The organism is Bartonella sp. SD1336NMGDW (genome assembly GCF_042193565.1).
GTDB lineage: Bacteria > Pseudomonadota > Alphaproteobacteria > Rhizobiales > Rhizobiaceae > Bartonella > Bartonella grahamii.
Map to the genome: position 1 here is coordinate 148,205 of NZ_JBHILW010000002.1, position 12,955 is coordinate 161,159.

At 37.4% G+C, this 12,955-nt stretch carries 9 protein-coding genes; 5 read left to right on the forward strand and 4 right to left on the reverse strand.

What is annotated here, in order from left to right:
• Positions 1 to 74 precede the first annotated feature (74 nt).
• Together ACFIKH_RS02515 and ACFIKH_RS02520 are read left to right on the forward strand one after the other, a co-directional pair.
• Positions 75 to 284 (forward strand): cold-shock protein, encoded by a 210-nt coding sequence (locus ACFIKH_RS02515; RefSeq protein ID WP_012754908.1) that lies wholly within the window; start codon positions 75 to 77, stop codon positions 282 to 284.
• 322 nt (positions 285 to 606) lie between these two features.
• On the forward strand, positions 607 to 1,809 hold the full coding sequence (locus ACFIKH_RS02520; protein WP_375625813.1) for a pyridoxal phosphate-dependent aminotransferase: 1,203 nt from the start codon (positions 607 to 609) through the stop codon (positions 1,807 to 1,809).
• A gap of 1,147 nt (positions 1,810 to 2,956) precedes the next feature.
• On the opposite strand, the gene ACFIKH_RS02525 is transcribed toward ACFIKH_RS02520, so the two are convergent.
• Together ACFIKH_RS02525 and trxB are read right to left on the reverse strand one after the other, a co-directional pair.
• The gene (locus ACFIKH_RS02525) at positions 2,957 to 3,862 is read right to left on the reverse strand and encodes a LysR family transcriptional regulator (protein ID WP_012754906.1); all 906 of its coding nucleotides are present in this window, start codon (positions 3,860 to 3,862) and stop codon (positions 2,957 to 2,959) included.
• 42 nt (positions 3,863 to 3,904) lie between these two features.
• Positions 3,905 to 4,861: a thioredoxin-disulfide reductase gene (gene trxB / locus ACFIKH_RS02530; protein WP_375625809.1), complete on the reverse strand. Its 957-nt coding sequence runs from the start codon at positions 4,859 to 4,861 to the stop codon at positions 3,905 to 3,907.
• Positions 4,862 to 5,173: 312 nt separating this feature from the next.
• Here trxB and ACFIKH_RS02535 point away from each other — a divergent pair, with 312 nt between their 5' ends.
• On the forward strand, positions 5,174 to 6,568 hold the full coding sequence (locus ACFIKH_RS02535) for a TrkH family potassium uptake protein (protein WP_375625807.1): 1,395 nt from the start codon (positions 5,174 to 5,176) through the stop codon (positions 6,566 to 6,568).
• A 1,163-nt stretch (positions 6,569 to 7,731) separates the two neighbouring features.
• Here the strand turns inward: ACFIKH_RS02535 and ACFIKH_RS02540 are convergent.
• A complete protein-coding gene (locus tag ACFIKH_RS02540) occupies positions 7,732 to 8,790 on the reverse strand; it encodes a glycosyltransferase family 4 protein (RefSeq protein WP_375625805.1) in 1,059 nt (352 codons plus the stop codon).
• 17 nt (positions 8,791 to 8,807) lie between these two features.
• A complete protein-coding gene (gene greA / locus ACFIKH_RS02545; RefSeq protein WP_007347010.1) occupies positions 8,808 to 9,281 on the reverse strand; it encodes a transcription elongation factor GreA in 474 nt (157 codons plus the stop codon).
• A gap of 338 nt (positions 9,282 to 9,619) precedes the next feature.
• Between greA and ACFIKH_RS02550 the strand changes: the two genes are divergently transcribed.
• Both ACFIKH_RS02550 and uvrB read left to right on the forward strand, forming a co-directional pair.
• Positions 9,620 to 9,934 carry an SH3 domain-containing protein gene (locus tag ACFIKH_RS02550; protein ID WP_273788409.1) on the forward strand — a complete coding sequence of 105 codons (315 nt, stop codon included), beginning with the start codon at positions 9,620 to 9,622 and terminating at the stop codon, positions 9,932 to 9,934.
• A 259-nt stretch (positions 9,935 to 10,193) separates the two neighbouring features.
• Positions 10,194 to 12,512, forward strand: a complete 2,319-nt coding sequence (uvrB, locus tag ACFIKH_RS02555; RefSeq protein ID WP_375648333.1) for an excinuclease ABC subunit UvrB — start codon at positions 10,194 to 10,196, stop codon at positions 12,510 to 12,512.
• Positions 12,513 to 12,955 lie beyond the last annotated feature (443 nt).

A 12,955-nucleotide genomic window follows, 5' to 3' on the forward strand; every position in this document is an offset into this window, starting at 1 on the left:
TTTCGATCTACAACCGTATTGAAGGAATGAAAGCTTCAATACTCAATATAATTATATATTCTAAGGAGTTTCCTATGTCTACAGGAACAGTTAAGTGGTTTAATACAACAAAAGGTTTCGGATTTATTCAGCCTAGTGATGGTAGTGCAGATGTATTTGTACACATTTCTGCCGTCGAGCGTTCTGGTCTAAACAGTCTTAATGAAGGGCAAAAAATTTCCTATGATGTTCTTCAAGATCGTCGTTCAGGAAAATTTGCCGCTGGCAATCTTGCAGCTCTTTAAGGTTTAAGTTCTGCAATATTTTATTTAAAAATCTTCGTCTGTAACGACGAAGATTTTTTTTATTTTGTATGAAGCATCATTTTATCTTGTTAACATAAAAGGCTGCTTATCTCCTTTGCACAATTTATCAAACCTCCCTTATACTTCCTCAAAAACTTTCATAAAATCTACGAAGAGATTATCTTGTAAAAATCTCAAAAAAGATGAATATAAAGCCCGTGTAAGAGTGTTTTGGAAGTTTTTTATTGCATACAATATAATCTCTTATAGAATATCCTTAAAGCAATAACCATTTGTTGATATAATATAAGGATTTAAAATTATGGCTTTTATTGCCGACAAACTGTCTCGTATCAAACCTTCTGCAACAATTGCTGCTTCCCAAAAAGCCCGTCATTTAAGAACATTAGGGCGCAACGTTATTGCTTTAAGCGCTGGAGAGCCAGACTTTGATACCCCAGACAACATCAAAAACGCGGCCATTGAAGCTATTCGAAGAGGAGAAACAAAATACCCTCCCATATCTGGAATTCCAGAATTGCGCCAAGCAATTTCTGCAAAGTTTAAAAGAGAAAATAATCTCAATTATGAACCAGAGCAAATTATTGTTGGAACCGGTGGTAAACAGATTCTCTTTAATGCATTGATGGCAACTTTAAATAAAGGGGATGAAGTCATCATTCCATCTCCTTATTGGGTAAGTTATCCAGAAATGGTCGCACTCAACGATGGTACGCCTGTCTTTTTAGAAACAAAAGCCGAATTTTCTTATAAACTCCAACCACAAGAGCTAGAAGCTGCCATTACCCCCAAAACCAAATGGTTCATCTTTAACTCTCCTTCAAATCCATCAGGTGCCGCTTATACACATAATGAATTGAAAAAACTCACAGATGTTTTAGTAAAATATCCTCATGTTTATATTCTTTCCGATGATATATATGAACATCTCACATATGAGGGTTTTACCTTTGTTACTCCAGCTCAAGTAGAACCAGCGCTTTATGAGCGTACACTTACAATGAATGGTGTTTCCAAAGCCTATGCGATGACGGGGTGGAGAATCGGCTATGCAGGCGGACCACAAGAGTTAATTAAAGCTATGGATACCATTCAAGGTCAGCAAACATCTGGAACAAGTGTCATTTCACAATGGGCTGCTGTTGAAGCTCTCAATGGACCACAAGACTTTATCGCTAAAAATAAAAGTATTTTTCAAGAACGCCGTGATCTCGTTGTTTCCATGCTCAACCAAGCTCCTGGCATTCACTGTCCAACGCCCGAAGGTGCTTTTTATGTTTATCCTTCTTGCACAGGACTTATTGGAAAGAAAACACCCAACGGTCAATGTATTACGAATGATGAAGACTTTGCCATAGCGCTTCTAGAAACAGAAGCTGTTGCTGTCGTCCAAGGATCTGCTTTTGGACTTGGATCAGCTTTTCGTATTTCTTATGCAACATCAGAAGAATTACTTGAAGAAGCTTGTATACGTATACAGCGCTTTTGCAACAGTTTAATTTAAAATTTTTAATACCATCTCTTGTGATCGTTTTTTTGCCGAATGTCAGTATAGGCGAGAAAATATCGGAAACTGTATCATGACCTGAATCAATCGATTCAGTAAAAATATCCATGAATAAACACGTGTAGATAAAGATCAAAAAAATCTAGCGATCAAATAAATGAATCGGTTTATTATCATGAAAGATGAAAAACCTTTTCTGCTTTCTCCATTCAATTTATAACTCTAAAAAAGATCGAGAACTTTTAAATACAATTGCCCTTATAATCAAGAGCCCTTACAATCAAATCTTTTTTATTTCTCGGCTTCTTCTTGGTCCTAAAATGAAGAAGAAGCCACCTCCCGTCGTTATGTAAACAATCCAGTTTCCTTTAAGTTCTATCTAATAACGACTTGATTTACTTCATAGGCTTTATGAACAAAACCTGCCTTAAATATTCACCTCACACTCTAATAAAAAGCACTTCATGTATAAAGTTTTAAATATTTTATATCACGTCCCTAAAAGACAGACTTTTATGCTACAACATGATAAATCTCTCTCAAACTCCTTATTGAATTGTAGTATTCTTAAAAAAATGTTGGATATCTACAAATTTCGAAATTTTTTCCTTATCATCCTCCCATATATTGCAATTTCTAGGAGCTCTTTCAAAAATAAAAAAAAGCCGGACATCTGTCCGGCAAATTTGGAAAATCCTCAGAGATAAAATCAATCTGATAGATCTTCGTAAGGGAACACTCAAGAAAATGCACTGGGAGGCAACATAATCAAGAGATAGTATTCTATGTCATCTTATAAGAAAAAGTACAATAAAGACTTAAGCGTATCTGCTATGCAATAAACACATAGCTTTAAATTTGTCTCCATCATGTACCATTCTTTTTAATTAAATATAAAAATGTAAGCTACACCATCACACGATTGTCCAGTTTTCAATATATAATAACTCTCACATTCGCTAGTATTCATAAAAAACATTTATCCCTTTTTCCAAAAGTATTTCTCCACACGGACTCCCCCCACTTTTAATATGCAACGAATAGTTTTAATTGATTCAATATAGGCAAATTTGAAACGAAAGAATATTAGGGAGTCTCAAGTTATAGAACAGTTAATTATTCCTTATAAATTAAGGCATTAACATTAAAAAGACCACTGACGGGCTTTTAAAAAAATATAATCTCGAAAAGCATTTAATCTTGCCAAATTCTTTAAATTATAAGGATAACAAAAAAAAGTATCAAACGAAGGAATATCAACCATATCAGGAAAAAGACGCACCAAATGCTCATCATTATTGACGATATAATCAGGCAGCACAGCAATCCCAAGATCACGCATAAGCGCATTCTTTATTGAGATAATATTGTTGATTTGTAGAACTGAAACGCGCAATGATCCATCACTTCTACCAGCCTTTTCCAACCAATTTAAACCAGACAAATAAGGTGGGACAGGTTCACCGAACGAAATAATACGATGCTCATCGAGATCAGACAATTTTTCCGGCTTTCCATAATTTGCAATATACTTTTCCGAAGCATAAACATGCATATGAATTGTAAAGAGTTTTCTTTGTATAAGATCAGGTTGTTGGGGTTGATGTAAGCGAACAGCACAATCCGCATGACACATTGTCAAATCAAGCTCTTCATCGGAAAGCAAAAGCTGAACCTGCATATCAGGATAAAGACTAAGAAATTCTGGCATACGCTCTGCAATCCACCCTGCCCCCATTCCAAAGGTCGAGGTCACACGCAAGTGCCCCGTTGGTTTTGCATAGCTTTCACTTAATTGCAAACGTACACTTTCAAGCTTCATCAAAACATCATGAGCTGTACGATAAAGAGTTTCTCCCTGTTCTGTAAGAATCAAACCACGCGCATGACGTTGAAATAAGGATACCCCAACCTCTTGTTCTAAAGCCGAAACCTGTCGTGAAACTGCTGATTGAGATAAATGAAGTTTTTGAGCAGCATGCGTAAAAGATCCCGCTTCTGCTGCAGCGTGAAAAACCCTTAACTTATCCCAATCCAACGGTGGCGCCACAATTAATTCTACCTCTAGATTCTTTATGTTCTCAATGAATTACTAACGCTTAGGTATATCCAAAAACCGTTCTGCTTCCAACGCTGCCATACATCCTCTTCCTGCAGCTGTTACAGCTTGGCGGAATATTTCATCTGTTACATCCCCAGCAGCAAAAACACCAGCAATGCTTGTTGCTGTTGAGTCCGGTGCTGTCCATAAATAGCCGCCTCGTTTTTGTTTCAGCTGTCCTTCAAACAGAGAAACAGCAGGATCATGCCCAATAGCAATAAATATTCCCTCTGCATTCACTGTCATCTCGTGACCTGTCTTAACATTTTTTAGACGTGCCCCTGTTACAACAGCGCCCACTGCCCCCTGTGCAGGCAGCCCCACAATTTCTTCCACCACATGATCCCAAATGATACGTACGTTCTTGCAAGCAAGCAACCTATCTTGTAAAATTTTTTCTGCCCGAAACTGCCCCCGCCTGTGAACCACGCTTACACTTTTAGCCAAATGCGATAAATAAAGTGCTTCTTCAACAGCGGTATTTCCTCCTCCCACGACAATAACGTCCTTATCACGGTAAAAAAAGCCATCACATGTAGCACAAGCGGACACACCACCGCCCATAAAGGTCTGTTCACTTTCTAAACCAAGCCAGCGCGCTTGAGCTCCTGTTGCAATAATCAGGGAATCACAAGAATATTGTGTTCCTGAATCCCCATATAAAACAAAAGGATACTTCAACAAATCAGCCTTTATAATTGTATCATAGAAAATTTTTGTCCCCATATTCTCAGCTTGTTTCGCCATTTGTTCCATCAACCACGGTCCTTGAATGGGATCTGCAAAACCTGGATAATTCTCAACATCAGTTGTAATTGTCAATTGTCCACCCTGCTGCAAGCCCGTCACCAAAACCGGCTTAAGCATTGCTCTTGCTGCATAGATCGCCGCTGTATAACCAGCCGGACCTGAGCCAATAATCAGCAGACGAATATGTGATTGTACCATTAAATCCCCTTCACTTTATTATAACTTAATTATTCTATAAATGATAACGGAATGCAGCCTTTTAAAAAAATATTTTTCAAGAACTCCAATTATGTTATACATACTTTATTTTCAAGTTTTATGAAAAGGTCTGATTACAAATTTCATCAAGGCATGCTAATGTTAATAATTAATCTTTATCCTATGAAGAGAAAAACGTAAATTCTTATGAGCACAAAACCATAATAAAAAGAGATACAAAGATAGGGAACGGTCATTTTTCAGTTTATTATCAATGTTTGTGCACGGTTTGCGTTAATCATGGCAGGAGCAATGCTTTTGCCAATTTTTGTGGATCTGCACGACAACAATCGTAATTGGATAACCTTTCTCTATTCTTGTGCCATAACCACCATGTTAGCAACGCTGATTCTTTTAGCAACTAAGGGAGCTACTTGTCGTTTTTCAGCACGGCTTGGCTTTATGCTCACTGTTTGCCTTTGGCTAACAGGAAGTATCGTAGGTGCCTTACCTCTTTATCTTTCTCCTCTTCCCATTTCTCTAGCAGGAGCGATTTTTGAATCTGTTTCTGGAATTACAACAACAGGCTCCACAGTCCTTTCTGATCTTGATAATTTATCGCGAAGTATTTTGTTATGGCGTTCTCTTATATGCTGGATTGGGGGTATTGGTTTTATCGGTTTAGCCCTCTTACTTTTGCCTTCACTGCGTGTGGGTGGCGTACGACTTTTTCATATGGAATCATCTGATAAATCTGAAAAAATATTGCCTCGCATCAACCAAATTGCTAACGGAATTATCATCGCTTATGTTGGGTTAACATTGGCTTGTATGCTTTCTTATTTTGCTGCAGGCATGAATTTATTTGATGCCATTAACCATGCAATGAGTACAGTCGCAACAGCTGGTTTTTCAACGCATGATGCTTCTTTTGGTTATTTTTCTGATACACCAGCCATCTTAATTATTTCAACAATCTTCATGTTGCTTTCTGCTTTGCCCTTCGTACTTTATGTTAAATTAGTCCTTCCTGGACACTCCAAACGCTTCCTTGACCCACAAGTGATTGTTTTTCTCCATATCGTTCTCCTTTTCAGCTTTGCTTTAGCGGCATGGCTACGGTTTTATGATCATCGCGCGTTCCACTTGATTTTCCTTGATGTCATTTTTCACCTTTCATCCATTATTAGCACCACAGGTTACAGCGCTGAAGATTATCAACTTTGGGGACCGTTTGCGCTTGGAATTTTCTTCATTGTTTCTTTTACAGGCGGATGTGCTGGTTCTACTTCTGGTGGCATGAAAATCAATCGCCTCATTATTCTTTGGCGTATTACACAAACAAATATAGAAAAACTTCTTTCTCCTAATGTCGTTGTAAAGGCCCGCTACGATCACTCAAATATATCAAACGATGTTGCTCAAGCCGTTTTGTTTTTTGTTTGTCTTTATATGTTTTGCCTCGTTATCGGCACTGCACTTTTGCTTACAACCGGTCTTGACTTTACCTCTGCCTTTACGGGAGTCTTAACCGCACTTTCAAATGTTGGTCCAGGCTTTGGAGATATTATTGGCCCCACTGGTAATTTCTCTACAATCAACGATAATGCTTTATGGATTTTAAGTTTTCTAATGTTAGCTGGACGCCTTGAAATCATAACAATATTCGTCCTTTTTATTCCCGCTTTCTGGCGTGAACAATTCTAATGCATAGAGCATTTTATTCTACTATGATAAAAAATTTACAATATAAAAAGGCGTGAACAGTATGAGTCATAATATTCACCCCTTACTCAATCCACTGAAGATTTCCTAAAATTTCATACAAGTCATCATATCAACGATATAAATGTTGATATAAAAATAATTCGACAAGAACAATCAAATACCAAGAGCCTTCAAATCGAGAACATATAAAACTTCACTTTATTGATCTTCTTTATCAAATAAAGTGGGCACATAGAACATCCTTTTTTTACGAATAATCTCTCATGCAAAAAATATGAATATTTGCTGATAAAAGTGCTTTTTCTCTTTAATAGAGTTACATCCTTATAGAAAAAATGCTATTATATTATGGATTCACAAGCTTGTTTGTAAAAAAAATCTCACAATACTCATCAACCCCATTTCACGACAGTTCTCATGAAAGATATAAAATGGGCACCATCATTTTTACTTAAATAATAATAAGGTGCAAGTCGGTACCACAAAATAAGATATAAATTAGTACCACCATATTATTTTCTTTCTGTTAATGCCGTAACAACCTGCAGTTCAGACAATTTATAAGAAATCTCTTTACACCCTGTCTTCAATAGTTTTTATCCACCACATGCTTTCTTCCAATTGTGATGTGCAAGAGGATAGCTCTTATTCAAATTAAAAAGGTAAATTATCTATAGAAATCATATATATATATTGTATATATTGATCTTAGATCCATCTTATTATGAATTTATTGAAAATATGTACGACTATTTTACCCATGGAGACACCATAAATATCTTTTTTAAGACAAGAAAACGTTTTTTCCATCTATTTAAGTCTTCCAAAACGAACAATATCAGTACGACACCGTATATCTAGACTTGAGTTAAAGCATTATTTTCTTATTCTAAAATATCACTGAATAAAAATAGCTTTCCTCTCTCCTAATATGCTTTATCATAAAGCACATGTTGCTCTCAAGCGTATACATTTTTAATATTTTATCCAAAATTTTGAGAACTTCTTATAGCGTTCTACTAAAGAAAATATAAATTTTGTAAAATAACATTTATATCATTGAGCTGTTTTCTTGATGACTATGAAAAATCTTTAAGGAAAAAACTTTTTATCACTCCTCAAAAAGATTTTTGATATAATAATCAAAGTGTTTTTTCCGCAAACAGTTCTTTGTAAACACGCTCAATCTCGGTTGCCTCTTTTTCCAAAGGAAAGTGCGTACGAACATGGGTTAAAGCTTTCTTTCCGGCTGCCAATGTTTTTTCTACATCAGCAAAATAAGGTTCAATTGCTGCTTTTAAAGCCGCTCCATCTCCTGCTTTTACAACTGTTCCTGTTCCCTTGACCACCAATTCTTTAAAAATTCCTACATCACTCGCCACTACAGCCGTCTGTGATGCCATTGCCTCCAATGGTGTCAGACCAAAACCTTCCAAACGAGAAGGAGTCACATAAAGTGATAAACGGCGATACCACACAGGTATATCAAGCCTTTCACCAAGAAAAATAATGCGGTCGTTTAAACCAGCTTCAGCAATCTTCTGTCGTAATTTCTTTTCAAAACCATAATGCTGTTCTGTAGTCCGACCAGCGATAAGTGCTGTCCATTCGGGATAGTCAGGCAATAATGCTATCATCGCGTCCACAAACAAATCAGTACCCTTTAAATAGCGCACGCGCCCAAAACATCCTACCGCATATTTTCCTGGCACCCCAGTTGCTGGAAAGTAATCATCAGGAATTTTGGGGGGTGAAAAACGCCTAATATCCACTCCATGCATAATAACCTTATGAGGCACTTCTAGATAGGTTCCCGTACATACACTAGTAGCGATAACTTTATCCATACGACGAAGCAACCATTTGGTAAAAGGCTTGTGTTCGCGTCGAGATGCCGAAGTAAAGATGAGTTTAAGCTTCATTCGCAAAACATCGCGTAAAAACACCCCGCACAGCATCTCAATATTGCGTCGTGCATGCCAAATACGAAATGGCTTCCCTTTCGGACTTTTCCAAAGTCCGAAAAGGTCCTTAAAGGCAAGAGTCGGCAAAGTTTGTGGTAAACCAAACCCTAAAGTGGATATACGCACACCCTGTTCGCGTTGCAGTGGAATAAGCTGAATAATCGTAGATGTTACTCCCGATAAACGCCTTTTAAAGTGAGGCGCAATAATTTCAGTTTCGTCCAAAGATACACGCATAATAATCCATATGTTATTTAGATATACTGAACCTTAATGATCTCGTAATTATGCGCACCACCTGGTGCATTCACCTCAATCACATCACCTTCTTGCTTTCCAATGAGTGCACGTGCAATAGGCGAAGAAATAGAGATTTTACCAACCTTTACATCAGCTTCTTGATCTCCTACGATCTGATACACTTTTTTTTCTTCTGTATCCTCATCCAAGAGTTTAATGGTTGCTCCAAATTTTATTTTGTCGCCTGAAAGACGCGAAACATCTATAACTTCTGCTCGGGCAATATAATCTTCAAGCTCATTTATACGCCCCTCATTATGGCTTTGTGCTTCTTTAGCTGCATGATACTCAGCATTTTCTGATAAATCACCATGTGCACGCGCCTCAGAAATTGCTTCAATAATTCGCGGACGCTCCTGTTGTTGACGCCAACGCAACTCTTCTTTAAGACTCTCAAAACCAGCTGTAGTCATCGGAACTTTTTCCATAATCCGTCCCTTTCTATTACACGGAAGGTTTAATAAAAACACAAAAAACGGCTTCCAAAATTACTTTTGGAATCCGAAAACTACGATCTTTTTTATTATATAGTACAGTATCGCTATTTTCCATACAAAAATAAATAAAGGAAACAAAACATGCACAAATAGTGATTAAAACATCTCATTTTGGTGTTTAAAACGTTAAACTTCACTCTTCTCTTTAAAATCTCCTAAAGAAGAAAGAATTGTATTTTTTTCTGTTTTATCATAATCTAGCAAAAGAAATCATATGGGATACAAAGAGAGAAGGATAGAAAATCTCTAAAGAAATTCTTTACAGAAGAATGAAAAAAATCGTCATTTTTTTTATGTTTGGCTCTTTCTTTTTCGCCACAACAGTATCTGAAGCTGCGGATGCTTTTGTTACGAGAAATCTTAATTTTAGAACAGGTCCCAGCACTCAGTATGCACTTTGCGGCTTAATCTCTGCTGGAGAATTGGTTTTTGTTAAAAACTGTGAAGGCAATTGGTGCCATATCCGATATAACACTCAAATAGGTTGGGTGTCATCTCGTTATCTTTCATTTAAAGATGGAAATGATCTTTATCACACATACACAATGTCTTTAGTGCCCAAACGTACCGATTATTCTCCATAACAGCCATAATAATTTATGCCATCTTAAATATCATCATGGCAAAAATGCAATAGTGTCCAAGAACAACCACAATATGCCCCCTCCAAAGAACCACTTCGAAGAATTCGTCTCATAGAAAAAACTTGATCAATATCCTAATGAAAGCTCCAATAAACCAAAATAAATCTGTTCAATAACGTTTTGCTGTTATCGTAATGAAATTGTAAAAATTAGTATTTTCTTTAAAATCACCAGCACTTTTCTATTAAAGGATACAACAATGAAAAATGGTGTTACAGCAACAGTTGAGGCTCTTTCTGCTCTGATTGCCTCAGGCAATCCTCTTTTTAAGAATGGCGTATTATGGACACCTCACCGCCCTATTCGTCCTGAAAAATCTGAAGGTGGCATTCCATTTCAACTCGAAACACCCTTTGAACCTGCAGGAGATCAACCTCAAGCAATTAAAACTCTGGTTGAGGGAATTCAAAAAGATGAACGTACACAAGTGCTTTTGGGTGTTACCGGCTCAGGAAAAACCTATACAATGGCCAAAATCATTGAAGAAACACAGCGTCCAGCTTTAATCTTAGCACCAAATAAAACTCTAGCAGCGCAGCTTTACGGAGAGTTTAAAAGTTTTTTTCCCCACAATGCCGTCGAATATTTTGTTTCCTATTATGACTATTATCAGCCAGAAGCCTACGTTGCACGCTCTGATACCTATATTGAAAAAGAATCCTCAATTAATGAACAAATCGACCGTATGCGCCATGCTGCAACACGTGCTGTCCTTGAACGTGATGACGTCATTATTGTCGCGTCTGTATCGTGTATTTACGGGATTGGTTCAGTAGAAACTTATACTGCTATGACCTTCAAAATAGAAAAAGGTGATAAACTCAATCAACGAAAACTCTTGGCTGATTTAGTCTCTCAACAGTATTATCGACAAGATATCAATTTCATTCGTGGTTCCTTTCGTGTTCGAGGGGATACAATCGAAATTTTCCCTGCCCACCTCGAAGATCGTGCTTGGCGTATTTCGCTCTTTGGCGATGAAGTGGAAACAATTACGGAATTTGATCCTCTAACGGGACAAAAAACAGGCGATCTTCAATCGATTAAAATTTATGCCAACTCACACTACGTAACACCACGCCCAACACTCAATCAAGCGATGAAATCGATCAAAATGGAACTCGCTCAACGCCTTGATGAGTTGAACGCAGCTGGACGTCTTTTAGAAGCACAACGTTTAGAACAACGTACAATTTTTGATTTGGAAATGTTGGAAACCACCGGCTCATGCTCTGGAATCGAAAATTATTCACGCTATTTAACAGGACGAAAACCCGGAGAACCACCACCAACCTTGTTTGAATACATTCCAAACAATGCTCTTGTTTTTATCGATGAAAGTCACGTAACCATTCCCCAAATTGGAGGCATGTACCGAGGTGATTTTCGAAGAAAAGCAACCCTAGCAGAATATGGGTTTCGCCTACCTTCCTGTATGGACAATCGCCCTTTACGCTTTGAAGAATGGGATGCCATGCGCCCACAAACTATTGCCGTCTCTGCAACACCAGGACGCTGGGAAATAGAACAATCTCATGGCACTTTTGCAGAACAAATTATTCGTCCAACAGGGCTCATTGATCCGCCAACAGAGGTTCGTCCAGCGAGCAATCAAGTCGATGATGTTGTAAATGAAATTCGTAAAACAATTCAAAAAGGCTACCGTACATTGGTGACAGTTCTCACAAAGCGTATGGCCGAGGACTTAACTGAATATCTCCACGAACAAGATATTCGTGTACGCTATATGCATTCTGACATTGATACATTAGAACGCATTGAAATTCTACGCGATCTGCGGCTTGGCACCTTTGATGTCCTCATCGGTATCAACTTGCTCCGAGAAGGCTTAGATATTCCAGAATGTGGTTTTGTTGCCATTCTAGATGCTGATAAGGAGGGCTTTTTGCGCTCTGAAACTTCCCTCATACAAACAATCGGACGTGCTGCACGTAACGTAGATGGCCACGTTATCCTCTATGCAGATACAATCACAGGCTCCATAGAACGAGCCTTACAGGAGACACAAAGACGTCGACAAAAACAAATAGCCTATAATGAAGAACACCATATCACACCCAAAAGTATCAAAAAAAATATCGGAGATATTCTCAATTCAGGCTATGAAAACGACCATATTCGCACAATTACCCCTGATGTCATCGAGAAAAAAAATATGGTTGGCAACAATTTAGCATCTCATATTAAACACCTTGAAAAATTAATGCATGAAGCAGCTGCTGATCTCAACTTTGAAGAAGCAGCACGCCTTCGCGATGAAATCAAACAATTACAAAAGATAGAACTAGAAATCGCTGAGAACCCCTTAACTCATCATAGCGAACAATCTACCCTTGAGCCCGTATTACAACCAAGTCTTTTCTCCAAACCAGACCTTGCACACATGGGACCAACCATGGATACTGGTATTTTGGAAAATCGAAAAGGAAAATCTGGTAACCCCCCCCCTAATCAAGCAACAATAAAACGAAAAAAAACGCAACCAACAAAGGAGTAAGAAATTTCAAACCGCCTAAAATAATCTTCAGCTCTTCTAAAAAAACAACTAAAGCTCAAAAGCAAACAGCATTATCCGCAAAACAGACAACCTCAAACATCAAGGGAGCTCCAATTTATCTAAAACACCATGAGAGAGAACTTTTTACAAAAAATGCCTAAACTTTATTAACTTTTTAAGTAATTTTTCTTGTTAAACCGCGTTATAAAAAATTCTAAACTCTAAAAAAGCAGACAAATTTAAAGAGAATGTTTTATATATATCAAAAAATTACTTACAATATATTATCTTTATACAGTTATACTCTGATATCGAACTCAAATATTATTTAGACTCACAAGAGAATATTCAAATATTACACTGTACTATAACACAAATAAAGTAAAACAAGACTTTATCGTAGAACCATAAAATCATGATAAAAAATGATAACTTTTATTCAT